Genomic DNA, 23,729 nt, shown 5'->3' with positions numbered 1-23,729 from the left:
CAAGCGGGCGGAATTGTCTTCAGGTTCGCAGCTTCAGGCCCGGCCGCAAAGGGCGCAAAGAGCAGGCCGGATGGGCACGCCGCAGGCACTGGCATGCGGCTTTTTCGCTCCTTTAACCATAGCGTGAGGTCCTGGTGCAGATTGCGCGATACGGCATTTCGACCCCATTGAATTTGCTCCTGATTTTGATGCGCCCCGGCAGGCCCTGCGCCCGCTTGCGCGGCCAGCGCGCTCACGGAAAGGCCGCCTGCGCCTGATCCAGCGCCTGCCAGCCGCTGCGCATGGCCCCTTCCAGCGTGGCGGGGTAAGGGCCTTGCACGTAGTCGCCGCAGGCGGCCAGGCCGGGGGCGATGGCAGCAGCTGGGCGCGGCAGGGCGGGCGTGCAGGCGAAGGTGGCGCGCTTTTCGCTCACGCTGCGCAGCACGTTCACGGCCAGGCCCAGCTGGCTTTGCGCCTGGGCGGCCACGGCGGCGCAAAGGGCCTGCCGCTCCTGGCCCGCGCTGTTGCTGATGACGAAGGCCAGCAGCCCCGTGATGTTTGGTTCTGCATTTGGTTCTGCGGCTTGTTGCGCATTGCCTTCCGCGCCGCGCAGGCGCATGGCGTCCAGGGCAAAAGCGAACTGGGCGGGCGCGGCCGGGCCGCTGCGCAGCGCCAGCATGGGGCGGGCAAAGGCGGCCGCAATGGCTTCAGGCGCCGCCTGCGCATAAACGGTGGTGATGGCCGTGTGCCGCAGCGCGGCGGCGCAGGCGCGCCAGGCTTGCAGGCGGGGCGCGTGGGGCCAGGCGGGCGGCGTGATGGCTTCACCCGCCAGTTGCGCCGCGTGCGGGGCGGCGGTGGCGAGGATGACGGCGTCAAACAGCGCGCTGCACGCCTCATCGCCCGCCTGCCAATGCACGCGCCAGCCGGCGTTTTCGGCTTGCAGGCCCTGCACGCGCTGGCCCATGTGCAGGCGCGCGCCGCGCTCTTGCAGCCAGCGCAGCGCCGGTTCGGGCCACAAATCGCCCAAAGGCACGCGCGGCAGCAGCAGGTTGGAGCCGCCGCGCACGCCAAAAAGCGCATCGCGCAGCACGCGCAAAAAAACCGCGCCGCTGGCCTCATGCATAGCCGTGTTCAGGGCCGAGACGCAAAGCGGCTCGATGAAATCGCGCAGCAGCTGCCCAGGCAGGCCACGGCACAAATCGGCCACGCTCGCCTGCGGGCCGCAGGCAAAGCCGCCGCGCTGCCAGGCCAGCGCCCGGCGCAGCAGCGCCAGCCGCGCGCGCCAGGGCCAGCCGCGCGCGCGGGCAATGCCCCAGGCGGCATCCAGCGGCGCGGGCAGCCAGCGGGCGGCAGGCAGCGCCAGCCCTGTGCCATCGGGGTAGGCCAGCGCCAGCGGCAGGCGCAGCAGCAGGCGCTGCGGCTCGGCGCCCACCAGCCGCATCAGCCGCAGCGTTTCGCTGTAAGCGCCTATGAGGATGTGCTGGCCGTTGTCTGCCATGACCTCGCGGCCATCGGGCAGCGGCAGGGGCACGGCGCGCGCGCGCCCGCCGCCGCTGCGGCTGGCCTCAAACACGCTCACTGCCAGGCCGCCCTGCGCCGCCCGCACCGCCGCCGCCAGCCCGGCCCAGCCCGCGCCAACAATGGCAACGCGCCGCAGCGGGCGCATGGAGGAAGAAGCGGAGGGCATGGCAGTCACGGTCACGGGCACAGGCGGCAGGCGGCAAGCGGCGGATGCTACGGGAACGGGGCCGCCCGCCCATGCCCGGCCTTCCGCCACAATCCGGCGCTTTTGCATCACAAGGAATCAAGCCCATGAACTTGCTCGAACGCCTGCCGTATGAATGGCGGCTGGGCTGGCGCTACACGCGGGCCGGGCGGGCTTCGCGGCGCAACGGCTTCATCTCGTTCATCTCGGCGGCTTCGATGCTGGGCATTGCGCTGGGCGTGGCGGCGCTCATCATCGTGCTGTCGGTGATGAACGGCTTTCAGAAAGACGTGCTGGGGCGCATGCTGAGCGTGATTCCGCACATTGAAATCTTCACGCCCGACGGCCAGGCGCTGCCCGATCCGGCGCTGACGCTGGCCGAGGTGCGGCAAAACCCGCAAGTGGCCGGGGCCGCGCCCTTCATCGGCGAGCAGGGCCTGCTGGTGCGTGGCGAGGAGATGAAGGGCGCGTCCATTCGCGGCATCGACCCCGAACAGGAAACGCAAGTGACCGACGTGGCCGCGCAACTGAAGGCCGAGGGCGTGCTGCAACGGCTGGAGCCGGGGCGCTTTCACATCATTCTGGGGCGCGATCTGGCGCGCATGCTGGGCGTGGTCGAGGGTGATGCGCTGACGCTGCTGGCCCCCGGCGGGCAGATGACCCCTGTGGGCGTGACCCCGCGCATGAAGCAGATGACCGTGGCGGGCGTGTTCGATTCGGGCCACCACATCTACGACTCGACGCTGGCGCTGATTCACATGGATGACGCGCGCCGCATCTTCCAGCTCGAAGGCCCCACCGGCGTGCGCGCGCGCCTGCATGACATGCACCAGGCCCCGCAGGTGACGCAGCAGCTCGCCGCCACGCTCACCGGCCGTCTGCTGCTGCTGGACTGGCCGCGCCAGAACAGCACGTGGTATGCCGCCGTGCAAATCGAAAAACGCATGATGGCCATCATCCTGGCGCTCATCGTGGCCGTGGCCGCCTTCAATCTGGTCAGCACGCTGGTGATGACGGTGCAGGACAAGCGCGCCGACATCGCCATCTTGCGCACGCTGGGGGCCAGTCCGCGCAGCGTCATGGCCATCTTCATCGTGCAAGGTGCGGTAGTGGGCGTGATCGGCACGCTGGCCGGGCTGCTGCTGGGGCTGGGCATTGCCGCCAACATCGATGTCATCGTGCCCGCGCTGGAGCAGCTGCTGGGCTTTCACTTCATTCCCAAAGACGTTTACATGATTTCCGAGCTGCCCAGCGACCCGCAGGCGGGCGACATCGTGCCCATCTGCCTGTTTTCGCTGCTGATGTCGTTCGTCGTCACGCTCTACCCAAGCTGGCGCGCCAGTCGCGTCAATCCGGCGGAGGCTTTGCGTTATGAGTGAAGCCACCATCGCCCTTCAAGCCGTCGGCCTGACCAAGCGCTTTGCCGAAGGGCCGATTGACGTAACGGTGCTGCACGGCATCGATCTGGCCGTGCGGGCGGGGCAAACGCTGGCCATCGTCGGCCAATCCGGCTCCGGCAAAAGCACGCTGTTGCACCTGCTCGGCGGGCTGGACGCGCCCAGCAGCGGCAGCGTGCGCCTGATGGGGCAGGACTTCGCCGCCCTCACGCCCGCCCGGCAGGGCCTGCTGCGCAACCGGCACCTGGGCTTTGTTTACCAGTTCCACCACTTGCTGCCCGAATTCAGCGCGCTGGAAAACGTGGCCATGCCCCTGACCATGCGCCGCCTGCCCGCCAGCGCCGCCAACGGGCAGGCCGCGCAAATGCTCGCGCGCGTGGGCCTGGCCGAACGCCTGCACCACCGCCCCGCCGAACTCTCGGGCGGCGAGCGTCAGCGCGTGGCCATCGCCCGCGCCCTGGTCACCCAGCCTGCCTGCGTGCTGGCCGACGAACCCACAGGCAACCTCGACCGCGCCACGGCCGATGCCGTCTTCGCCCTCATGTTCGACCTGGCGGCCCAGCAAGGCACGGCCTTCGTGCTCGTCACGCACGACCAGCAACTGGCCGCGCGCTGCTCACGCCGCCTCACGCTCACGCACGGAAGGCTGACGGAAGGCTGAAGGCGCGGCCTCGGCATCCCGCCCGGACATTTCACGCCAGCGCTCCGCGCAGGTATTCCGCCCTTTATTTCGCTCCTCTATTCATAGCATTAGGTCCTAGAACAAATTGCGGCAAACGGTATTTTTGCCCCTCCAGATTCGCTCCTCTTTTTGAGGCTATTGACGCCACCCGGCCAAGCACTTTGCTGAAATGAGCAAAAGAGAGGGCCACGGTTTTGAGGCGCTGCCCAAGCGCTAGGTTGTGGAGAGGACTTTTGCCTGGTTGAGTCAATCTCGCAGGCGCTCCAAAAACGACGAAATCACTGCCCTCTTCAGCCGAAGCCTTCGCGAAGATCGCCTGCATTCGGCGCGCGGTCAGGCTCCTGAAATAACTTTTGGGGCAGCCTCTTCAGGGCTTTTCGTACTGCACGAAGATTTCGTTGGGCTTGACCATGCTCAGATCGTGGCGCGCCTTTTCTTCCACGGTATCCAGGCCGTCGCGCAGGTCGGCCACTTCGGAAGCGAGCTGGTCAATTTGCAGCTGGGCCTGCGCGTTGGCGGCTTTTTGCTCGCGCAGGCGTTGGCGCAGTTCGGCTACTTCAGGCAGGCTGCCACGGCCGGTTTGCAGTTGCACGTGCAGCGCAGCGAGCAGCAGCAGAAGAATGGCGACGACGATGCGTTGGGTCATGGCAGGCCTGGCAGGGCGCGTTCAGCAAGGGCGGGCGGAGAAGGGCGGATGCTATCGTTTCTGGAACGCCGCCGCGCCTTCTTCCGGCCCGTGCGGCGGCGCGTCAGCGCAGGTTGTAGAAGGCGTCGCGGCCCGGGTACACCGCCGTGTCGCCCAGGTCTTCTTCGATGCGCAGCAGCTGGTTGTATTTGGCCATGCGGTCAGAGCGCGAGAGCGAGCCGGTTTTGATTTGCCCGGCGTTGGCGCCCACGGCAATGTCGGCAATGGTGCTGTCTTCCGTTTCGCCGCTGCGGTGGCTGATGACGGCGGTGTAGCCCGCGCGCTTGGCCATTTCAATGGCCTGGAAGGTTTCGGTCAGCGTGCCGATCTGGTTGATTTTGATGAGGATGGAGTTGGCAATGCCGCGCTCGATGCCTTCTTTCAGAATCTTCGTGTTGGTCACGAACAGGTCGTCGCCCACCAGCTGCACTTTTTTGCCCAGCCGTTCGGTGAGCAGTTTCCAGCCGTCCCAGTCGCCTTCGGCCATGCCGTCTTCGATGCTGATGATGGGGTATTTGTCGGCCCAGGCGGCCAGCATGTCGGCCCAGGCGCTGGCGGTGAGCTGAAGGCCGCCTTCGCCGGCCAGCACGTATTGGCCGTCTTTGTAGAACTCGCTGGCGGCGCAGTCCAGGCCCAGCACGATGTCTTGCCCGGCCGTGTAGCCCGCCTGGTCGATGGCTTGCAGGATGAGTTCAATGGCCGCTTCGTGGCTGGGCACGTTGGGGGCAAAGCCGCCTTCGTCGCCCACGGCAGTGGGCATGCCTTTGTCGTTGATGATTTTCTTGAGCGCGTGAAACACTTCCGCGCCCTGGCGCAGCGCCTCGCGGAAAGACGGCGCGCCCACGGGGATGATCATGAATTCCTGCAAGTCCAGGCTGTTGTTGGCGTGCGCGCCGCCGTTGATGACGTTCATCATGGGCACGGGCAGCTGGCAGCCGTTCATGCCGCCAAAGTAGCGGTACAGCGGCAGGCCGCTTTCTTCGGCGGCGGCGCGCGCCACGGCCATGCTCACGGCCAGCGTGGCATTGGCGCCCAGGCGGTTTTTGTTGTCGGTGCCGTCCAGCTCGATCAGGGTTTTGTCCAGAAAGGCTTGCTCGCTGGCGTCCAGCCCCATCACGGCTTCGGTGATTTCGGTGTTCACGTGCTCCACGGCGCGCAGCACGCCTTTGCCGCCGTAGCGTTTTTTGTCGCCGTCGCGCAGCTCGATGGCTTCGCGGCTGCCGGTGGATGCGCCGCTGGGCACGGCGGCGCGCCCCATCACGCCGCTTTCCAGCAGCACGTCGCATTCAACGGTGGGGTTGCCCCGGCTGTCCAGAATTTCGCGGCCCACGATATCGACGATGGCGCTCATGAGGTTTCTCCTTTTCGCAAATGGTTGGGAATGAATGTGGAAGGATTGCTCCTGAAACGGGAGCGGATGAAAGGGTCTGAAAACGGCTTCAGCGCCCATTGGACGGGCGCTGCAACTATTGAAACAGGAGCAAAAAAACAGGGGCGACAAACGGGCGGGCTGCCCGCCTTATCTCTACAGGCCCTCGACGCAGATCATGTTGAACACGCCCGCGCCTTCGCGCGCCTGGCGCGCCTTGCGGTATTCGGCGCTGTCGTAAAAGGCGCGCGCCGCCGCATAGCTGGGAAAGCGCATCACCACCGTGCGGCCAAAAGCCGTGCCCTCCAGCACCTGCTGCTGGCCGCCGCGCACGATGAACTCCCCGCCGTGCGCTGCCGCCGCCTCGGTGCTCCAGCGCCGGTATTCGGCCATCTGTTCAGGGTTTGTGACGTCGATATTGGCAATGACATAACCGTAGGGCATGGTGAAGTTCCTTGTCTGGGTTTGAGGTTTGACGCAAAGGGCGGTTGCGTTGCAGCAGGATGCAGAGGGCTTTGCGCATCAAAAGAAAGAGTGTTGCCACGCGGCGGTGAGGTGTACAGCGGCAGCGATCATCGGGGCAATTACCATTACCCATTCTTTTCTGCTCCAGCCGATGATGGCATCGCCTATTTGCATGGCTGCGGCTGCACACAGAATCAACGGCACAGCGCTTCCGTTAAAACAAAACGGAGCCACAGCGGTTGCGATGCCAGCGGGCACGGCCCGGCTGGCGTACATCTGCGCATAAAACCTTTCGCCGCTGCCTGCTTGAGCCGTACGAATCATGAGATGTGGACGAAACAGCGCCAGCAAAGCGGCAGCTACACTCGTAATAGCAAAGAAGGTATTGGCTGCAATCAATATCGTGTGCATGGCATATCCTTGAAACAGGTTTGATTAGGCAGAAAAATCGTTTTCCAGAAAACCGTTTTTCTTGGTGACCACATCCAGCGCCAGCAGGGTTTCCAGCAGGGCTTTCATGTGCTTGAGGGGCACGGCATTGGGCCCGTCGGACAGGGCGTTGTTCGGGTCGGGGTGGGTTTCCATGAACAGGCCGGCCACGCCCACGGCCACGGCCGCGCGCGCCAGCACGGGCGCCATCTCGCGCTGGCCGCCGCTGCTGGCGCCCAGGCCGCCGGGCAGCTGCACGCTGTGCGTGGCGTCAAACACCACGGGCGCGCCCGTCTCGCGCATGATGGCCAGGCTGCGCATGTCGGAAACGAGGTTGTTGTAGCCAAAGCAGGCGCCGCGTTCGCAGGCCATGAAGCGGTCTTCGGGCAGGCCCGCCTCGCGCGCGGCGGCGCGGGCTTTGCCGATGACGTTTTTCATGTCGTGCGGGGCCAGAAACTGGCCCTTTTTGATGTTCACCGGCTTGCCGCTTTGCGCCACGGCGCGGATGAAATCGGTCTGGCGGCACAAAAAGGCCGGGGTTTGCAGCACATCGACCACGGCGGCGGCGGCGGGGATTTCGGCTTCGGTGTGCACGTCGGTCAGCACGGGCACGCCCACCTCTTTTTTGACTTTGGCCAGGATGTGCAGCCCCTTTTCCATGCCGGGGCCGCGAAAACTGCTGCCGCTGGAGCGGTTGGCCTTGTCGTAGCTGCTTTTGAAGATGAAGGGGATGCCCAGCGCCGAAGTGATTTCCTTGAGCTGCCCGGCCACGTCGATTTGCAATTGTTCGGATTCGACCACGCAGGGGCCGGCGATGAGAAACAGGGGCCGGTCAAGGCCGATGGGAAAGCCGCAGAGGTTCATGGCGAAAGTGTCTGGAATCAAAGAAGTGCGAAATGCGCAACTGGGGCGCGCTTGGGGCGCGACTGGGGCGAACGGGCGATTTTCGGCAATCTCCCGGCCGGGCCAGGCCAGCGATGCAGCGTCAGCCGAAAAAAGCGGCCAGCGCGGGCGCAAGGAGAGCGGGCGCGTCGCGCTGGGCATCGTGCCCGGCAAAAGGCGCATTGAGCAAGGCGCTGCCAGCGATGCGCTGCTGCAAGGCGGCCAGCTCTTGCAGGCTGCACAGCTCGTCTGCGTCGCCCCGTATCAGCAAGGTGGGCGCAGTGATGGCGCGCACGGTTTCGCCGGGGTAGTTGCCGGGCTGCGCGTTGGTCCACAAGGTTTTGACGGCTTGCAGCAGGCGGGCGAAATCAGGCTGCGGATTGCAAGCCTGGTAGTCAGGCAAGGCGTTGGGGAACAGGCCCGCCCAGTCGTCTTGCGTCAGCCCTTGCAGCATGGGCAGCGCGGGGTCATCCGCCGCCAGCCGCCATTGCGCGCCGATGGCGGCCAGTTGCAGCACTTGGAACGGGCCGTTTGCAGCCGCCAGCCGGTAACCCGCAATGCCGCCGTCGCTAAAGCCCAGCACGCGCGCCGCTGCAATGCCCAATTGCCGCATGACGGCGATCACATCCGACTGATACAGGGCATACGTGAGCGCCTGGCTGCCCAGCGTGGAGCGGCCATGCCCGCGAAAGTCCATGCCAATGAGGCGCAGGCGCTGCGCCAGCGCGGGCAGCACGGGGTTGAGATCGCGCATGTCACCCAGGCCGCCATGCAGGCAGAGTAAAGGCGGGCCATCTGGCTGGCCTGCCTCTTCCACGTAGATCTGCGCGTCGCCCACAGGCAGAACGCACCCACAGGCGTGATTGAAAGCGGTGCGGATGGAGGGCATGGCCGTGCCTTTCAAGCGGTGAAGGAAGAAGACGGAAAAAACGGAGGCAGGCACGCGGGAAGCCGGCGGCGTGCGGCGGGCATTGTGCGCTTGTGCTCTTGAACAACGGGCGCATTCGGGGGCTTCTGGCCACTGCCAGCGCCTTCGCTGGCGCCGACGCATCGCTGAAGCGGCGCTTGCGGCGGCTTGTCCAGGCGGGCCGCCGATGAGCTGGTTCCACACGGGCCAGACACATCAAAAACAAGAGCAAATATAAAAGGGTCTAAATGACTTTCAGCGCAGTTTCGACCAAGACATCGTGCTATCGAATCAAGAGCTAATAAAGACCATCAAACCTACTGGGCTACGCTGCGGCGTCCCTGCGCCCCGTGGCGTTAGGGCCTGTTGGAAAGCCCTTGAAACTACGCGCTGGCTGCCATCAAGCCCTGCACATCACGCCCGCCGCTTCCAGCAGCTGCGCCGTCTCGAACAGCGGCAGGCCCATGATGCCGCTGTAGCTGCCGCTGATGTGCTCGATGAACGCCGCCGCCCGCCCCTGCACGCCGTAAGCGCCGGCCTTGCCGCGCGGCTCGCCGCTGGCCACATAAGCGGCAATGCGGCTGGCGCTCAAACAGGCCAGGCGCACTTGCGAGCGGCTCAAGGCCGCCATCGGCTGCCCCGCCAGCGGCCACAGGCGGATGGCCGTGAGCACGTCATGCGTGCGGCCCGACAGACGCGCCAGCATGCGGGCGGCTTCGTCATCGTCTGCGGGCTTGCCAAAGATTTCACCGTCCAGCGCCACCGTGGTGTCGGCGCAAAGCACGGGCGCGGGCGGCAGGCCGCGCGCTTGCAGGCGCTGCACGGCCGCTTGCAGCTTCAGCCCCGTCACGCGCTGCACGTAGCGATCGGGCGGCTCGCCGGGCAGCACGGCTTCCAGCGCTTCGGCGTCTTCGCCCGCTTCGGGCAGCAGCAATTCGTGATGCACGCCGATTTGCTCCAGCAACTGGCGGCGGCGCGGACTTTGTGAGGCCAGGTAAATCATGGCGGGCAGGCTACTGCATTTCGTTGGCAGCCTCCACGCGCTCACTCGCGGTGATAGGGATGCCCCGCATTCACCGACCAGGCGCGGTAAAGCTGCTCGATCAGCAGCACGCGCGCCAGAGCGTGCGGCAGCGTCAAGTCCGACAGGCGCAGGCGCTCGTGGGCGGCCTCGCGCAGCGCGGCATCCAGCCCGTCCGGCCCGCCAATGAGCAAGGCCACGCTGGCATTCATGCCCTGCACCTGCTGCCAGTGCTTCAGGCGCGCGGCCAGCGCCTGTGTGCGCAGCGCCTGGCCGCGCTCGTCCAGCGCCACAAGGTGCGCGCCCTTGGGCAGCGCCGCCTCAATGCGCACGCGCTCGGCGGCCATGAGTTGCGCCGCCGTTTTGCCGCCCGCGCGCGGCTCGGCCTTGATGGCTTTGAGCTGCACTTTCAGCTCTGGCGGAAAGCGCTTGGCGTAGTCGTCCCACGCCGCCTGCGCCCAGGCCGGCATGCGCTGGCCGACGGCGATGATGGTGAGTTTCATGTGGCAAAAGAGGCGGCAAAAGCGGCAAGAAAAATGATTTTGCAGGCGGCCAGACGCGAGAGGCCGTATTCAGCCGCCACGCAGTCCGCCCAATGGGCTTTTCCACACTGCGGGCGAACTGCACGCCTGTCTGCATTCATCGAAAACAGGAGCAAATTCAAGAGGTCTGAAATACCGTTTCTCGCAGATTTCACCAAGACCTCATGCTATGGTTTAAAGAGCGAAAAATCTTTGCGTATTCAACCCCGTTGCTCACTGGCCGCGTCTTGCATCTTGCTTTGCGTTTTTTGCTATCCGCCTGCCACCCCCGCCTCTTGCGGTTTTGGGCATGTGGTTTTCAGCGGCCTGCCTTGGCGGCGGCAAGGGCTTGGCGCTGGCGTTCGCGCCGGGGCAGCATGCCCCATTGCTGCCAGCGCACGCGGCTGAGGCTGAAGCGTTCTGCTTGTTGGCCGTTGTACGGCGCCAGGCCCACGCGCTCAAAGCCCAATACGCGCAGGCAGTGCGCGGCCGACCGGTTGCGTGGCGAGCAGTGGCCAAAGACCTGCTCCCGCTTCAAGGTTTGAAAGGCCTGGTTCAGCAGCCATTCGCCGCCGTCGAGCGCCAGCGCCGCGCCCCATGCGTCAGGGCTGAGGCGCGCGCCTATTTCCAGGGCATCTGGCGCATCCATGAGGTGCACCAGACTGAACCAGCCGCAAAACTGCCAGGTGGGCGCTTCAACCAGGGCCAGCAAGGTTTCATGAATTTCGCCCTCGGCATAGGCTTGGCGGGCCTGCGCGACGCTTTCGGCATCGGGCGCGATGGCGCGCTCTGCACGCCAGATGCCAGTGCCTTCATACTGCCGGTAAAAGCGCTGCATGCCGTCGATGAAGCGCTGTGCGGCATTTGTGGTGTCCAGCGGTAAATCATCCATCAGCAACTCACGCACGCGAGGGTTCTGGTGCATGTGCGCAAGGTCAGCGGCATCTTGCCAGGTGAATTCGCTGATTCTCAGGCGCGCGCTGACTTGAAGGTTCTGAATGGGGCAGGACGGCAAATTCATCATGAAGCAGCGGCAAATGACGGAAGCGTGAAGGCCGACGCGTGTTTTGTTTGCCGTCCCCCGGGCCTCGGGTTTATTTCAGAAGCGCGTTCAAAATAATCTGAATGCCGGTGCGCAGGTGCGCAAGGCACAAGCGCCTGGCTGGGCAACCGCGTGATGCGCCTCTGCGCCTCTGCTTCGGCCTGCCTGCGGGTGGCTTAGGGATGGTTTTTGACGAAGAGGCAATCCAGAAACCGGGCTTGCATCTGGCTGGTGGTTTCGCCGCTGGCGGGCGGCACGGTCAGCGTGCGGGCCAGCTGAGGGCTTTCGCCATGAAAACCGTACACCTCAGCGGCTTGGCTGGCGCCGCCGCTGGTTTGCGACGCTGGCGCGGGCCAGCCGCCAGCCACCGGCGAAAAACCGGCAGCTGGCAAAAAGGAGGAAGCGAGAGGGTTCATGACGCGGCCAAAAGCAGTTTGCAAAAAATCGTGACGCCAATGCTATTCGGTTGCGAACTTTTGCGCCACTAGGATCGTTCCCAGGGGGGGGATTACCTATTCAGGTCTGAACAGGGTTGGATGGATGCGCTTTTTCAGCCCCTTGAGGTCCGGCGGCCGCGCCCCAGCATTCTTCGGATGCTCTGGACGCCCATCGTCCGCAAGTTTCGGCATAGGCTGCGCGTGCTGGATTTACTGTTACTCTTTTTTTGGAAGCTCTTCGAAGCCCATAGCCGCCTGCCATGCCTCACCTGATCATTGCCGATGCTCACCGCGCCAGCATCTTGCCCTTGCCTGTGGACGATAGCGCGCCCTTGCCCAGCGGTGCGCGCTTGCCGCCCCTGGCGTGCCCCTGGGCCGCCCGCCTGCCACGGCTGGCCGCGTTGCTGCGCCGCATGCAGGTGCAGGCCCGCTATCTGCTGGCCGACGACGCCCCGCTTACGCCGCTGGAGCTGGCGCAAGCCTTGGCCTACGGTCTGCCCCATGCCGCAGATGACCCCGCCTGCATTCCTTGGGCCGCTTTTGAAACGGGCGCTGTTGGCGTGCCTTGCGCCTGGTTCACCCCTTGCCAATGGTTGCTCGGCATGGACCATGCTCTGCTGGCCGACCCTGCCGCCTTGGCGCTGCCGTCCGAACAAGCCCACGCCCTGCGCGAGGCCGTAGCCCCCCTGTTGGCTGAAGCGGGCATGACCCTGCTGGCTGACTCAACGCCGCAACCGCCATACCTGAGATGGCTGGCCCAAGGAGAACCGCTGCGCCGCCTGCCCACCTGCACGCTGGCGCGCGCGTGTCAACAACGGCTCACCCCCAGCTTGCTGCCGCGCCTGCCTGCTGCGCTCATGCGCCTGCAAAGCGAAATCCAGATGCTGCTGCAAACGCACCCCATCAACACTGCCCGCGAAGCAGCAGGCCAGCCCCCTGTCAATGCTCTGTGGATCAGCGGAGCAGGCGTGATCGATGCTCCTTGGGCCGCCCATGCTGATGTGCAAACCTTTACCCTCTTGCGAGACCTGCCTTCATATGCTGCCGGCCCTGACGTGGCAGCCTGCTGGCAAGCGGCAGACGCCGCCTGCGCCCCGTTGCTTCATCAGCCCGGCGCGCGCCTGACTCTTTGCACTGCCAATGCCTGTCTCACGCTAACCCCTGCTCCACGCCACTGGCTGCTTCGCCTGCTGGGGCGCTGAGGTCACCAGCTGCCGCTCCCTGTCTGTAAACAGATTCACAGGCACTGCTGCGGATCGTGCGCGCCGATGGCCTTTGGCGCAAACACGGTTTATGCACTGTGGCAAGGAGAAGGCGGTTTCTCGGCGTTTGCTGGCGGCTGCTCCTTGATAAATAGCAATAGGCCGCCAGGCGTTTTTTGCGGCATAGATGCAACATAGAGCGCGACTACACTTTTTACTTGCCGCAGCCGCCGATGCGGCTGGCTTGCCGCGTTTTTCTTGATTGCAAGGACCCTGCGCATGAGCATGACATTTGCCCCTGCTGCCTCATCTGCTGAATCGTCTGAACCTGCAGATCCGGTGCGCACACTGTATTTGCTGGATGACAACGACCAGTTCCGCGCCACGGCCAAGTGGTGGCTAAGCGGTGCAGGTTATCAGGTGGAAGACTTTTGCGATGCACGCCAAGCCATAGAAGCACTGAAACAACTGGATGGCGCAGCCATTGCACGGGCTTGCCTGCTGCTGGATGTGCGCATGCCAGTCATGAGCGGATTGCAAGTGCATGACGAATTGATTGCTCTGGGCATTACTGGCGCGGGCGCCACTCCGGCGCTGCCCGTGGTGTACATGACGGGCCACGGAGATGTGCCCCTGGCCGTGAAAGCCATGGAAAAAGGCGCCATCACCTTTCTGGAAAAACCCTTTGAGGGCGCCGCGCTGGAAGAAGCCCTCAAACGTGCATTTCAAAGCCACCGTGCGCCATCTGACAACCCTGCCGCTCCTCCTTGTGCCGAATACGCCAGCCGTTTGTCCAGCCTGAGTCCGCGTGAAGCGCAAATCATGCAGGAAGTGGTCAAAGGCAAGATCAGCAAGGTCATCGCGCGTGAGTTGGACATCAGCACCAAAACCGTGGAGATGCACCGCAGCCGCGTCATGCTGAAAATGAAAGCCAAATCTGTCGTGCACCTGACCCATATGGCTTTGGCCCAGCGGGTGCTGTAGTCCTCCCCAGCCAGAAGGACATCAGAAAGCAAATCTGCTCCAGCATGCGCTGCAAACAAGGGGCACTGCTCATCAAATAGCAAGAGACATAGGAGTTTCCTTTTATGTTGCGCTCATGACATAGGGATCGTTCCCAGCTGGGAACGATCCCTATGGCGCAAGCCGCGCGAACCCGGTTTAATACACCCAACAGGCAACGCGAGCAAAGCGATGCTTGGTTACCAGGAAGGTCAGGCGCCAAAACGCTTGATCATCACAACCGGCCCTAACGGGTCATCTCAACCTTGAAGGAGAGTAAAAATGGGTGCAGCAGTAGGTGTAGTTGCTGGTGTTATTGGTGGTGGTGGCGGCGGCATGCTGGGCGGTTTGCTTGGCGGCAGCGGCTTGCTGGGCGGCTTAGGTCAATTGCTGGGCGGCTTTTTGGGTGGCAGCAACAAGATTGACTTTGGCAAAGTGCTGGAAGGCTTTTCTCCCGCCAACGTCATCAATGCCACGGCCAACCTGATCAATTCAATCAGCGGCAATAGCGGTAAGCAGGCTGTGGATAAGTTGGCCAAGGAGGATGGTCTGCCAAAATTCTTGCAAGAGGCTATCAAGAAGGTCATCGACGAAGTCGTTAAGAAATTTGAGAAAAAAGCCGATCCAGAAGCCGAGAAGGCTCTGAAAGATGCGGCTGGTAGTGATGTCCAAAAGTCCATAGATGATTTGGCGCAAAAGATTGTTGATGCCGTTCGTAAAAATCTGGAAGAAAACCAAAAGGATGATACAGCCAGCAACCGGACAGGCGGCAGCGGCAAAGGTGGCAAGAAATCCACTGGTAGCTGGTTGATGGCTATTGCGAAAGCTATGGGCGAAGTCTTGGGCGAAAAGGCTTCAAAAATGGTTGAACTTTCTGGAAAAATTAGTGATGCAGCAGATGCTCAAAAGAGTGCGGGGAAAGACCAAAAGGCACAGCAGGAAGCCGCTGCTGACATGACAAAAGCTCAGACCGAAATGCAAGGTGTGAGCCAAGAATATAAGCTTCTTACTGAAACTTTCTCCACCGTGATCAAGGGTATCGGTGAATCCTTGAGCACTATGGGTCGCAAGCAGTAATGTCTTGACAATCAAGAAGACAGGCGGTTTTACCGCCTGTTTTTATTTCTCATACTCCTATGTATACTAATAAGATAACCGCTATTGCGACGTTAATTATTTTAACGTTTGTAAATCTTAACGCTCACGCTTTCTTTATCATCGATTTCAATGAGAAGTGGCTCCGCGAAGATGCCTACAATCGCGCAATGAATCAGGCAAAGAAAAATCTCAGGCCTTTAAGCGAGGTCGAAACAGATGATCCCCCTGATGTTAAGACTGATATCTTGTATACCGGCAGCTTGGTTCGCGCAGGAGAAGAGTTTCTTGTGGATATGGATGGTGTCGAACAGCTATCCCAGCTATTTCCTCCAGAGCGCCGCCCTGAGGCCAAGCGGATGTTTGTGGAGATCATTGACAAGTTCAACGCAAGCGTCGAGAATCTTTATCAAGTCCCGAAGGAAAATGTGGCTACGGGTCTGATAACTCTGCTTGGCGGTGCGTATGCGGCCTATTACAACAAGCCTTTGCCTGATAATGTAGTTAAACCGGCTTTCTTGCAGGTGGCTTCCTTTTTGAGAAAGAAAGCAGAATTGTTTGAGGGAAAATCTTCTACAGAAATGGTGAATTCATATCAGCTATCAGTGGGTTTGGGCATGTTACTCATGCTGCTGCAGGCTGAGTTACAGAAAAATCCTAACCCGGCGCATGAGAAGGAGCTAAAAACTATAGGCAGAAGTGTATTTCAAGCAGTGTTAGGCGTTGAACCTGAGCGGGTCAGCTTCACTTCGTCAGGCATCGTCTTTAGATAAGAATTTAAACCAATTTTAGAAAATCGTATCTTCGTGAAGCCTGTAGGCGATTGCGCCGGATTCTTATTGTGCATTCAGAGGAATGCCTTGTGCTGCATATTATCATATTACCGCAGGATTCTGCGAAACGGTCTGAAGGTTGTCGCGGTGCGCAAAAAGCCGTAGCCCGCACGTTTGGCGTCGTAATTACAGTTTTGGCGCTGTGGCTTATTTGTTCATCATCGGCCCAGGCTTGGGGCATCAGCCTGGATACGCTGAGCGCATTGATGGAGCAAGATACACTCAATCGCATGATGGCGGAGCAGGAGCGATTACGGAATATTGATGCTGATACGACTTTGTCCAGGCCGCTTCCAAAAGAGTCGCCGCTGGCCTCTGGCAATTGGGAGGCGGGTTATGGCGAGGTGCGCGGGCGCTTTAGCAAGGAAAGAGGTTTTGCATTTCTCGCGGGCCAATATGGCCTGGGGGACGACTACAGTGAACGTAAATGGTATTTCAAGCGACTCGCCATGGATTTCAATCATACGCAGCCTGCATTGTGGGACGTGCCGATGAACAATCTGGCTACGGGCATGGCAGCTCTTGTGGCCAGCGGATATGGCGTTTATTCTGGTCGGCAGGTGGAAGCGACATGGATGAAGCCCGTTTTTCTTCAAATGGAGGCGGCCATGCTGAAGAACAATAAAATCGTGCAGATGGACTATTCCGACAAGGGGTATCTGTATCAGGTAATGGTATGTCTTGCCATGGACTTGGAGGCGCGCGCGAAGCAAGCCTCGAGTCCCGAGATGAAAGCACAATGGAAAGAAATGGGCGGTCAGGTGCTGTCTACCGTTTTGCATGTGCCACCAGATAAAGTGATGCTGGGTCCCAAAGGCATAACATTTAAATAGTGATTGTGGCAAGAGTCGCCGAACGAGAATTATTAGGCAAAGTGGGCGAGATAAAAGTTCATGGATTGCTGTCATGTTTTGGCTGCAATGTGGATGGCATAAGATTAGTCCGCGTCTTCCATATTCGATAATTTGTAGCAAGGGTTGAGCGACTCCACAAAGTATGTTTTCCCCCAATGACGCTGTATTTTGTGCGATCAGTTTGGAATAAAGCTGGTGGATCTTCTGGCTATATTCAGATGAAATCTGGGCTGCATTGGTTTCATTTTTTCATTTTCTTCAACAACAGACGAGGATTTGATATGCGCAAAACATTTTGCATCCTGCTTGCAGCAGCCAGCCTGTGGGTGGCGCCGTGGGCGCATGGACTGACGCTCCCTTCGGTAATGGAAGGCATGTCCACTTCAGGCGCCAAGGTCAATGAATTGATATCAGGCGATACGTTACGATCATTATTGTCGAATACGACAGAGGACCCAAAACAAAATACATTGTCCGGCACTGTGGGCACGGCCATTGAGAAACCAACCGGTACGGCTGGAATTGACATGCTGGTTGCAGGCTACCAAGACGCCCAAAAGGCTGAGGCCCGCAAGCTTTTTGCAAAAATAATTGACATGTTCGAACCTGTGGCACAAAAGCTGGAAGTGCCTGCGTATGACATGGGGTCAGCAGCGGCGGCGCTGATTGCGGGCAGTTATGCCGCCTACAAGAACGAAGTGCTGCCCAACGAGTATTTCAAGCCATTGGCCCAGCAGATGCAGCAGGTGTTCATGGCTGATGCGAAATTCGCACAGACATCCGTCCAGGAAAAACAGCGTATGTATCAGATTCTGGTGGGTACAGGCATGTTCTTGACCATGGCCCAGATGGATAACATGAAAAACCCGGATCCGCAAATTACCGCGCAATTGCAGTCGGCAGGCAAGGAATTTTTGAGCCGTTTCACGCATATGGACGCGGCCAGCATCAAGCTGGATGAAAACGGCTTGAGCCAGGTTCGATAAAGCGCGCAGCGCTGCCAGCCATCTCCCAGAACAACAGCCTCTGCATGGTTTTTCTTCAGGAGAGTTTCATGAGATTGAGTTGCGCTGGATTTTCATCATGCGTCGCAATGACTGGCAGATGGCGGATTTGTTTGGCGGCGCTATGTCTGGCTATGCCTGCGGCGGCTGGCGCGTGGGGAGATGCAGCCTGGGGATACAGTTATGATTATGTGACAGACGCGCTTGAAAGCGACAGGATGTGGCGTCTTATCCAGCAGCAGTCCCAAAAAGACGAGAAAGGCAATAAAAAACCATCTGAATCAGCGCCCAAACGCTCTCCGCTAGATTTGGGTGACGTGGGTAATATGTCTTCCGGCCAGCGCCTGAGTGATACGCTGATACGCGCGCGCCTGAAATGCTGGCTTCGCGCATATATGAGCGCGAGAATTTCATAGACCGCTCGCACATGTTTCAGAGATTAATTGTCGATTTCAATCTGAAGGTGGCTCCGGCTTATGGGATTCCACCCAATAATCTGGCTTCGGGTATGGCGGTTGCCCTGGCGGGCGCCTGGACGGCCTATAAGGGGCAGGCGTTTCCTGATGCCTATATCAAGCCGCTGGAGCAGCAGCTTGAAAAAGTGATGCAGGAAAACGAGAAGATCAAATCCATGCGTGTCCGCGACAAGGTGTTTACCTATCAGACGCTGGTAGGCATGGGCATGTGGCTGTTTGCCTTGCAGCAGGAGCTTCAGAAAAAGCCCAATATACAGGAGCAGGTGCGGATGAAGACCATGGGCGGCAATTTGCTGAAAAGTCTGCTAGGCGTGCCGCCCGAGCGGGTGAGTTTCACGTCGTCCGGAATGGAAATATCGCAATGAATTTTTAACTCGCAACGGGAAATAAAAATGTCAAATCAAAAACTTAGTGATACCACGATTGCCAAGCCAGCGGATATGGTAGGTATGGACGTACTTGTCGCAGGCTATCAGGATGAGCAGAAGGCCGAGGCTCGCAAAACATTCACCCGCATGATTGAAATGTTCGAATCTCTGGCGGAAAAGCTTGGTGTGGATGCTTATGACATGGGGTCAGCTTCCGCCGCGCTGATTGCAGGCTGCTATGCGGCGTACCACAACCGGGAGCTGCCAGCGGAGTATTTCAAGCCCCTGGCCCGTCAGATGAAAATCGTGCTGGCTGTCGATCCGAAATTTGCCGGAATGTCCATGACGGAAAAACAAAGCATGTATCACATTCTGGTGGGCGCTGGCGTGTTCTTGACCATGGCCCAAATGGAAAACATGAAAAACAAGAATCCGCAAGTGGCGGCGCAACTGAAGGAGGCAGGCAAAGAGTTTCTGAGCAAGTTCGCGCAAATGGATATCCGACACGTCAAACTGGATGAAAACGGTTTGAGAGAGATTAAATAGAAACAAGATTTGGGAAGCGGGCATGTGCTTCCAGCATGTCGGCATGCATAGGGCTTGTCATCAATCATGAAGAGTCGAGCCTGAAGCCTGCGGGCGAGAACCCAGAAGAGGGGCCATGGCCAGAAGATACGCGTTGCTCGACGATCAGTGGGAGCGCATCAAGGATTGGCTGCCCGAGCGTGCCGGCCAGCCAGGAGCACAGGACAACCGCTTGTTTGTCAATGCCGTGCTGCTACCGGGCCGGCATCCCCTGGCGCGATCTGTTGGCACGTTTCGGAGACTTCCGGGTGGCGCTTCCGGGTGGCGCACCTGCGTCACAGCCGCTGGAGCTACAGCGGTGTATGGCAACAGGTCTTTGAAGCCCTGGCGCAGCAGGCCGACAACGAGTACGCAATGATCGGCTCGACCATCGTGCGAGCGCCCCCAGCACGGTGCAGGGATAAAAGGGGGAGCGCCGCAAGCCATCGGACACAGCCGCAGCGGGCTGAGCGCCAAGATTCACGCAGCGGCGGATGCACTGGGCCACCGGATTTCATCTCACGCCAATGCGGCGAACGGCCTCGAAGGGGCCGACGTGCTCTTGGCTCAAACAGCGGCCGAAACCGTGATCACCAACAAGGGCTATGACGCCCAAGCTCTAGTGCTCGAGCTGCTGCCGGCCCAAGGCAAAGGCGTTGTCATTGCCTCATGCAGCTGCAAGAAGGCGGCTCGGGACTACGCCCCGCATTTTTACCAAGCCCGCCATCTGATCGAAAACTTCTTTGCCAGGCTCAAGCAGCGCCGGGCCATCGCCACGCGTTACAACAAGACGGCTCGCAACTTCCTGGGTGCCATTCATCTGGCAGCGACTGGCGTATGGCTCGCCTGATTGATGACGCGCCCGAGTGGGCTTGTGCCGCCGTGGAGGCATGACTACAACTTCCGTCGCGCTCGCTTGGCTATGGGTTCAGACACGCAAATCATGCAAACGGCCTTCGGCTCTTGTCTGGCTCGCACCTGCCTGCTTTGACAGCGCGGGCGAGCAGGGAAGCGGTTTTTCACCAGAGTGGCAGGGCTTCGCCGCGCAGCTCGGCGCGCAAGGCGGCGTAGGCGGGCAGCTGGGCCTGCACGTGCGCCCAAAAGCGCGGGCTATGGTTCATCTCGTGCAGGTGGGCCAGTTCGTGAACGACGACGTAGTCCACAACCGCCGGGCGAAAGTGCATGAGCCGCCAGTTCAGGCGGATGCTGCCGTCTGCGCTGGCGCTGCCCCAGCGGGTGCTGGCCGAGGTCAGGGCCATCTTTTGCCAGCGCACGCCCATGAGGGGCGCGAAGTGGTCCAGCCGCGCGGTGAAGTGGCGGCGGGCCTGCTGCTTGATCCAGGCTTGCGTGGCGTCGCGCCACTGCGCGGCCGTGGCGGCAGGGGGCAGCGAGAGATAGAGCGCGGGGCCAGCTGCGCTGCTGCGATCCGCGTCAGCCACGCTATCTGCAGCGGCTTGCCAGCGAGGACGGGCGGGGCCGTTCAAGGCGGCTCGCGGTTCACGCCGCAGGGTGAGCGTCTGGCCCAGCCAGGGCAGCGTGGCGCCTTCGCCCCACGGGATGCGGGCGGCATGCTGGCGTTGCTGCCGCTCTTGCGCCTGGGCGAGCTTGCCGAGGACCCAGCGCGCTTTTGAGTGCAGGGCGGCCTCAATTTCAGGCAGTTGCGTCCAGCGCGGGGCGCTGACGGTCAGGCCCAGCTCGTCCACCACGAAGCCAATGCTGCGCCGCGCCGAGCGCCGCAGCCGCCAGGCCACGCAGGTTTCGCCCAAGCGTATGGCGTGCGTGGCCTGCGGGTGGGCGTAGTGACGCAGGGGCGGCTGGAGCGTGGGAGAGGCCAGGCGCGGGGCCGGAGGCTGAACCGCCGCCCTGGGCGCGGCAGGCTGTGCGGATGCGGCGCCGAACAGGTCCAGCATGAGCTGGCCCAGATGCTCAAGCGCGGACATGTCAGTCGCCACCGCCGCCATCACCACCGCCGCCATCACCACCGCCGCCATCACCGCTGCAGCCATCACCGCTGCAGCCATCACCGCTGCAGCCATCACCGCTGCAGCCATCACCGCCGCCGCCATCGCTGTTTTCTGCCAGGCCGGCGTTCGCGCAGACAGGCTGGGGCGCGCAGAGGGCCGATCCATCGGCCGGCCCGCCGTCTGATGGCGGCAGGGCGGCAGCGCCGGCGTAGGCCTGCGGATCGAGCCGCCGCATTTCGGCTTCGATCCAGTCTTGCACTTCGCGCATCAGCTCATCCGCCTTGCGCCCCTGGCTAGCAATGAGCGGGCCAAATGAAATATCAACGATGCCAGGGCTTTTGACGAAGGCGCGCGGCGGCCAGCAGCGCGCCGAAGTCACGGCCACCGGAACCACGGGCACACCGCATTCAATGGCCAGCCGCGTGCCGCCGCTGCGGTATTTGCCCTGCTGGCCGCGCGCCACGCGTGTGCCTTCGGGGAAGATGACCACCCATATGCCTTGCGCCAGCAGGCGGCGGCCCTGCGTGACCATGCGGGTGAAGGCTTCCGTGGGGCGGCCCCGGTCAATGCGCACCATGTTCAGCCGCGCCAGCACCCAGCCAAAGAAGGGAATGCGCGCGAGTTCGCGCTTGAAAACGTAGGCAAGCGGATGCGGCGTTATCGTGGGCAGCACGAAGGTTTCCCAGGCTGACTGATGCTTGACGAGCAGCACGGCGGCGGCCTGCGGGCCGGCAGGCAGGTTCTCCAGCCCCCGCACCCGCGTGCGGATGCCCAGCAGCGGCCTGGCCGACGCCACAACCATGCGCACCCACACATGGCAGAAGCCATACAGCCACTGCTTGCTCACGAAGGGCGACAGCGCAACCACCGTCAGCGACCACGGAATCACCGTCACGGTGAGAAACAGCATGTGAAGAGCGGAGCGGATGAAACGCAGCATGAGCCTGGCCGGAAGATGAGAAAACGGCGGGTTTTACCGCATCGCCGCCGCAAGGCGCACGAACAGGCAGCGGGCAGGCGGGCGCGTGTTTTCCCGGCGCAGGCTTGCCAGGCTCGCGGCCCTGTCTCACGCGTCTTTTTCCTTGTGTTTTCCGCACGCCTTCACAGGCCACGCAGGCTATGCACAGAAACTGTGGACAACTTTGTTGAAAAGCCTGTGCAAACGCTGCGCCGCACTTGCAAAACAAGGGTTTTTGCGGATTGCACAGCAAAACGGCAAAAAAATTAAATCCTTTCAAATCAATGAGTTACGGACGCTATCGCTTCTGTAGTGAAAACAGAGCGGCACATGGCCGTGCGAGCGTTTTTTGTGCATAAGTGAGCCGCCATGCCCCAAAAAACATAGCGTGAAAGCCTTGTCTGGCGGGGCTTTGCGCGGGTTTCGCGCGGGGTTCACAGGAGGGCCGCGCTGACTTCCCGCTGCTGGCGCTCAGCCGCTCGCGCCGCCACCCTTGCGCTGTCACTTGCGCGCCGCCACTCTCGCCCGCGCCCGCTCAGGCCGTCCGCAAGCCCGCCTGCGACAATCTGGCGCATGAACGCCCCCTTGCAAAACGATACTTTTGTGCGCGCCTGCCTGGGCCTGCCCACCGCCCACACGCCCATCTGGCTGATGCGGCAAGCCGGGCGCTATCTGCCTGAATACCGCGCCACGCGCGAGCGCGCGGGCAGCTTCATGGGGCTGGCCACGAATGTGGACTACGCCACCGAAGTCACCTTGCAGCCGCTGGAGCGCTACGCGCTGGATGCGGCCATTTTGTTTTCAGACATCCTCACCGTGCCTGACGCAATGGGTTTGGGCCTGAGCTTTCAGCCGGGCGAAGGCCCGCGCTTTGCGCACGCAGTGCGCGACGAAGCCGCCGTGGCCCGCCTGGCCGTGCCCGACATGCAGCGGCTGCGCTACGTGTTTGACGCCGTGACTTCCATACGCCGGGCGCTTGCCGGGCGCGTGCCGCTGATTGGCTTTTCGGGCAGCCCCTGGACGCTGGCCTGCTACATGGTGGAAGGCGGCTCCAGCGACGACTACCGCCAGGTGAAAACCATGCTCTATGCCCGCCCTGACCTGATGCACCGCGTGCTGGGCGTCAATGCCGATGCCGTGGCCGCCTACCTGAACGCGCAGATTGACGCGGGCGCGCAAGCCGTGATGGTGTTTGACAGCTGGGGCGGCGTGCTGGCCGATGGCGCCTTCCAGACCTTCAGCCTGGCCTACACGGCCCGCGTGCTGCGCCAGCTCAAACGCACGGACGCCGACGGGCACGTGGTGCCCCGCATCGTCTTCACCAAAGGCGGCGGGCCGTGGCTGCCCGACATGGCCGCCGCGCTGGAGTGCGACGCGCTGGGGCTGGACTGGACGGCCAGCCTGACGCGCGCGCGCCGCGAGCTGGAACGCGCACTGGCCCTGCCGCCCGGCGCGCCAGCGGCCGCGCGCCCCGTTGCGCTCCAGGGCAATCTCGATCCGAACGTGCTCTTTGCCCCGCCCGAGGTCATCCGCCAGCAGGCCCGTGCCGTGCTCGACGCCTTCGGCCCGCCTGATGCCGGGCAAGGCCAAGGCCGGGGCGTGGGCCACATCTTCAACCTCGGCCACGGCATCAGCCAGCACACGCCGCCCGAACACGTGGCGCACCTGGTAGATGAAGTGCATGCCTACTCGCGCCGCCTTCGGCAACCATGAAACGCGAGGAAAACGGCGCGCAGCGGCAGACGGCTGACGGTTGAAGCGCCCCCAACGGCAAGCGCCACCTGCCGCATACCATCAAAAACAGAAGCAAATATGAGGGGCTGAAAAAGCCATTCTGCGCAGGCCCAACTAGGACCTAATGCTATGAATTCAAGAGCAAATATGGGCT

General features: G+C 61.8%; 25 protein-coding genes and 1 pseudogene. 12 read left to right on the top strand and 14 right to left on the bottom strand.

All coding sequences use genetic code 11. The features are described 5' to 3' along the window. Positions 1–232: 232 nt before the first annotated feature. On the bottom strand, positions 233–1,666 hold the full coding sequence (gene hpnE, locus QB898_RS02805) for a hydroxysqualene dehydroxylase HpnE (protein WP_279523697.1): 1,434 nt from the start codon (positions 1,664–1,666) through the stop codon (positions 233–235). Between the two features lie 125 nt (positions 1,667–1,791). Between hpnE and QB898_RS02800 the strand changes: the two genes are divergently transcribed. Then, positions 1,792–3,063 carry a lipoprotein-releasing ABC transporter permease subunit gene (locus QB898_RS02800; RefSeq protein WP_279523696.1) on the top strand — a complete coding sequence of 424 codons (1,272 nt, stop codon included), beginning with the start codon at positions 1,792–1,794 and terminating at the stop codon, positions 3,061–3,063. Next, on the top strand, positions 3,056–3,742 hold the full coding sequence (gene lolD / locus QB898_RS02795; RefSeq protein ID WP_279523695.1) for a lipoprotein-releasing ABC transporter ATP-binding protein LolD: 687 nt from the start codon (positions 3,056–3,058) through the stop codon (positions 3,740–3,742). Before QB898_RS02800 ends, lolD begins: the two co-directional genes overlap by 8 nt. Positions 3,743–4,130: 388 nt before the next feature. Here lolD and QB898_RS02790 read toward each other — a convergent pair whose 3' ends face one another. The 11 genes from QB898_RS02790 to QB898_RS02740 all read right to left on the bottom strand — a co-directional run bounded on the left by QB898_RS02790 (position 4,131) and on the right by QB898_RS02740 (position 11,500). After that, a complete protein-coding gene (locus QB898_RS02790) occupies positions 4,131–4,409 on the bottom strand; it encodes an FtsB family cell division protein (protein ID WP_102283053.1) in 279 nt (92 codons plus the stop codon). A 103-nt stretch (positions 4,410–4,512) separates the two neighbouring features. After that, positions 4,513–5,799 (bottom strand): phosphopyruvate hydratase, encoded by a 1,287-nt coding sequence (gene eno, locus QB898_RS02785; RefSeq protein WP_279523694.1) that lies wholly within the window; start codon positions 5,797–5,799, stop codon positions 4,513–4,515. A gap of 174 nt (positions 5,800–5,973) precedes the next feature. Then, positions 5,974–6,261: a DUF1330 domain-containing protein gene (locus QB898_RS02780; protein WP_279523693.1), complete on the bottom strand. Its 288-nt coding sequence runs from the start codon at positions 6,259–6,261 to the stop codon at positions 5,974–5,976. A 78-nt stretch (positions 6,262–6,339) separates the two neighbouring features. Continuing rightward, a complete protein-coding gene (locus tag QB898_RS02775) occupies positions 6,340–6,693 on the bottom strand; it encodes a hypothetical protein (protein ID WP_279523692.1) in 354 nt (117 codons plus the stop codon). A 24-nt stretch (positions 6,694–6,717) separates the two neighbouring features. Continuing rightward, entirely contained in the window at positions 6,718–7,575 is an 858-nt protein-coding gene (gene kdsA / locus QB898_RS02770; RefSeq protein WP_279523691.1) for a 3-deoxy-8-phosphooctulonate synthase, read from the bottom strand. A gap of 121 nt (positions 7,576–7,696) precedes the next feature. After that, complete coding sequence (locus QB898_RS02765) at positions 7,697–8,482, bottom strand: alpha/beta fold hydrolase (RefSeq protein WP_279523690.1); 786 nt, start codon at positions 8,480–8,482, stop codon at positions 7,697–7,699. Between the two features lie 418 nt (positions 8,483–8,900). After that, positions 8,901–9,512 carry a Maf family protein gene (locus tag QB898_RS02760; RefSeq protein WP_279523738.1) on the bottom strand — a complete coding sequence of 204 codons (612 nt, stop codon included), beginning with the start codon at positions 9,510–9,512 and terminating at the stop codon, positions 8,901–8,903. A 32-nt stretch (positions 9,513–9,544) separates the two neighbouring features. Then, a complete protein-coding gene (rlmH, locus tag QB898_RS02755) occupies positions 9,545–10,024 on the bottom strand; it encodes a 23S rRNA (pseudouridine(1915)-N(3))-methyltransferase RlmH (RefSeq protein ID WP_279523689.1) in 480 nt (159 codons plus the stop codon). Further along, the gene (locus QB898_RS02750) at positions 10,021–10,221 is read right to left on the bottom strand and encodes a hypothetical protein (RefSeq protein ID WP_279523688.1); all 201 of its coding nucleotides are present in this window, start codon (positions 10,219–10,221) and stop codon (positions 10,021–10,023) included. The genes rlmH and QB898_RS02750 overlap by 4 nt, the downstream gene beginning before the upstream one ends. Before the next feature lie 140 nt (positions 10,222–10,361). After that, positions 10,362–11,063: a GNAT family N-acetyltransferase gene (locus QB898_RS02745; protein ID WP_279523687.1), complete on the bottom strand. Its 702-nt coding sequence runs from the start codon at positions 11,061–11,063 to the stop codon at positions 10,362–10,364. A gap of 197 nt (positions 11,064–11,260) precedes the next feature. Then, entirely contained in the window at positions 11,261–11,500 is a 240-nt protein-coding gene (locus tag QB898_RS02740; RefSeq protein WP_050715781.1) for a hypothetical protein, read from the bottom strand. Positions 11,501–11,781: 281 nt separating this feature from the next. On the opposite strand from QB898_RS02740, the gene QB898_RS02735 reads away from it, so the two are divergent. The 9 genes and pseudogenes from QB898_RS02735 to QB898_RS02695 all read left to right on the top strand — a co-directional run bounded on the left by QB898_RS02735 (position 11,782) and on the right by QB898_RS02695 (position 19,769). Then, positions 11,782–12,723, top strand: coding sequence for a hypothetical protein (locus tag QB898_RS02735; RefSeq protein ID WP_279523686.1), 942 nt, complete (start codon positions 11,782–11,784; stop codon positions 12,721–12,723). A gap of 279 nt (positions 12,724–13,002) precedes the next feature. After that, positions 13,003–13,707 carry a response regulator transcription factor gene (locus QB898_RS02730; RefSeq protein WP_279523685.1) on the top strand — a complete coding sequence of 235 codons (705 nt, stop codon included), beginning with the start codon at positions 13,003–13,005 and terminating at the stop codon, positions 13,705–13,707. A gap of 300 nt (positions 13,708–14,007) precedes the next feature. Next, positions 14,008–14,802 carry a hypothetical protein gene (locus QB898_RS02725; protein ID WP_279523684.1) on the top strand — a complete coding sequence of 265 codons (795 nt, stop codon included), beginning with the start codon at positions 14,008–14,010 and terminating at the stop codon, positions 14,800–14,802. A gap of 59 nt (positions 14,803–14,861) precedes the next feature. Further along, on the top strand, positions 14,862–15,593 hold the full coding sequence (locus tag QB898_RS02720; protein ID WP_279523683.1) for a DUF6683 family protein: 732 nt from the start codon (positions 14,862–14,864) through the stop codon (positions 15,591–15,593). Positions 15,594–15,643: 50 nt separating this feature from the next. Beyond that, positions 15,644–16,486: a DUF6683 family protein gene (locus tag QB898_RS02715; RefSeq protein ID WP_279523682.1), complete on the top strand. Its 843-nt coding sequence runs from the start codon at positions 15,644–15,646 to the stop codon at positions 16,484–16,486. Positions 16,487–16,662: 176 nt separating this feature from the next. Continuing rightward, positions 16,663–17,493 (top strand): DUF6683 family protein, encoded by an 831-nt coding sequence (locus QB898_RS02710; RefSeq protein ID WP_279523681.1) that lies wholly within the window; start codon positions 16,663–16,665, stop codon positions 17,491–17,493. Between the two features lie 394 nt (positions 17,494–17,887). Further along, a complete protein-coding gene (locus QB898_RS02705; protein ID WP_279523680.1) occupies positions 17,888–18,352 on the top strand; it encodes a DUF6683 family protein in 465 nt (154 codons plus the stop codon). Between the two features lie 27 nt (positions 18,353–18,379). Next, a complete protein-coding gene (locus tag QB898_RS02700) occupies positions 18,380–18,901 on the top strand; it encodes a DUF6683 family protein (protein ID WP_146006823.1) in 522 nt (173 codons plus the stop codon). A gap of 115 nt (positions 18,902–19,016) precedes the next feature. After that, positions 19,017–19,769, top strand: a pseudogene (locus QB898_RS02695) (IS5 family transposase). Between the two features lie 169 nt (positions 19,770–19,938). Here the strand turns inward: QB898_RS02695 and QB898_RS02690 are convergent. Beyond that, positions 19,939–20,925, bottom strand: coding sequence for a M48 family metallopeptidase (locus QB898_RS02690; RefSeq protein ID WP_279523679.1), 987 nt, complete (start codon positions 20,923–20,925; stop codon positions 19,939–19,941). Continuing rightward, entirely contained in the window at positions 20,861–21,823 is a 963-nt protein-coding gene (locus QB898_RS02685; RefSeq protein WP_346429793.1) for a lysophospholipid acyltransferase family protein, read from the bottom strand. Before QB898_RS02685 ends, QB898_RS02690 begins: the two co-directional genes overlap by 65 nt. Before the next feature lie 591 nt (positions 21,824–22,414). On the opposite strand from QB898_RS02685, the gene hemE reads away from it, so the two are divergent. Continuing rightward, positions 22,415–23,554, top strand: a complete 1,140-nt coding sequence (gene hemE / locus QB898_RS02680; RefSeq protein WP_279523678.1) for a uroporphyrinogen decarboxylase — start codon at positions 22,415–22,417, stop codon at positions 23,552–23,554. Positions 23,555–23,729 lie beyond the last annotated feature (175 nt).

It is taken from the genome of Ottowia cancrivicina (assembly GCF_029813755.1).
GTDB lineage: Bacteria > Pseudomonadota > Gammaproteobacteria > Burkholderiales > Burkholderiaceae_C > Ottowia > Ottowia massiliensis.
The sequence above is the reverse complement of the archived record's forward strand: the minus strand, read 5'-3'. Positions and strand labels throughout refer to the sequence as shown.

Bases quoted from the DNA above. Each gene is read 5' to 3' on its own strand.
- hpnE (WP_279523697.1), bottom strand. From the start codon at position 1,666: ATGCCCTCCGCTTCTTCCTCCATGCGCCCGCTGCGGCGCGTTGCCATT.
- QB898_RS02800 (WP_279523696.1), top strand. From the start codon at position 1,792: ATGAACTTGCTCGAACGCCTGCCGTATGAATGGCGGCTGGGCTGGCGC.
- lolD (WP_279523695.1), top strand. From the start codon at position 3,056: ATGAGTGAAGCCACCATCGCCCTTCAAGCCGTCGGCCTGACCAAGCGC.
- QB898_RS02790 (WP_102283053.1), bottom strand. From the start codon at position 4,409: ATGACCCAACGCATCGTCGTCGCCATTCTTCTGCTGCTGCTCGCTGCG.
- eno (WP_279523694.1), bottom strand. From the start codon at position 5,799: ATGAGCGCCATCGTCGATATCGTGGGCCGCGAAATTCTGGACAGCCGG.
- QB898_RS02780 (WP_279523693.1), bottom strand. From the start codon at position 6,261: ATGCCCTACGGTTATGTCATTGCCAATATCGACGTCACAAACCCTGAA.
- QB898_RS02775 (WP_279523692.1), bottom strand. From the start codon at position 6,693: ATGCACACGATATTGATTGCAGCCAATACCTTCTTTGCTATTACGAGT.
- kdsA (WP_279523691.1), bottom strand. From the start codon at position 7,575: ATGAACCTCTGCGGCTTTCCCATCGGCCTTGACCGGCCCCTGTTTCTC.
- QB898_RS02765 (WP_279523690.1), bottom strand. From the start codon at position 8,482: ATGCCCTCCATCCGCACCGCTTTCAATCACGCCTGTGGGTGCGTTCTG.
- rlmH (WP_279523689.1), bottom strand. From the start codon at position 10,024: ATGAAACTCACCATCATCGCCGTCGGCCAGCGCATGCCGGCCTGGGCG.
- QB898_RS02745 (WP_279523687.1), bottom strand. From the start codon at position 11,063: ATGAATTTGCCGTCCTGCCCCATTCAGAACCTTCAAGTCAGCGCGCGC.
- QB898_RS02740 (WP_050715781.1), bottom strand. From the start codon at position 11,500: ATGAACCCTCTCGCTTCCTCCTTTTTGCCAGCTGCCGGTTTTTCGCCG.
- QB898_RS02735 (WP_279523686.1), top strand. From the start codon at position 11,782: ATGCCTCACCTGATCATTGCCGATGCTCACCGCGCCAGCATCTTGCCC.
- QB898_RS02730 (WP_279523685.1), top strand. From the start codon at position 13,003: ATGAGCATGACATTTGCCCCTGCTGCCTCATCTGCTGAATCGTCTGAA.
- QB898_RS02725 (WP_279523684.1), top strand. From the start codon at position 14,008: ATGGGTGCAGCAGTAGGTGTAGTTGCTGGTGTTATTGGTGGTGGTGGC.
- QB898_RS02720 (WP_279523683.1), top strand. From the start codon at position 14,862: ATGTATACTAATAAGATAACCGCTATTGCGACGTTAATTATTTTAACG.
- QB898_RS02710 (WP_279523681.1), top strand. From the start codon at position 16,663: ATGACGCTGTATTTTGTGCGATCAGTTTGGAATAAAGCTGGTGGATCT.
- QB898_RS02705 (WP_279523680.1), top strand. From the start codon at position 17,888: ATGCTGGCTTCGCGCATATATGAGCGCGAGAATTTCATAGACCGCTCG.
- QB898_RS02700 (WP_146006823.1), top strand. From the start codon at position 18,380: ATGTCAAATCAAAAACTTAGTGATACCACGATTGCCAAGCCAGCGGAT.
- QB898_RS02690 (WP_279523679.1), bottom strand. From the start codon at position 20,925: ATGGCTGCAGCGGTGATGGCGGCGGTGGTGATGGCGGCGGTGGTGATG.
- QB898_RS02685 (WP_346429793.1), bottom strand. From the start codon at position 21,823: ATGCTGCGTTTCATCCGCTCCGCTCTTCACATGCTGTTTCTCACCGTG.
- hemE (WP_279523678.1), top strand. From the start codon at position 22,415: ATGAACGCCCCCTTGCAAAACGATACTTTTGTGCGCGCCTGCCTGGGC.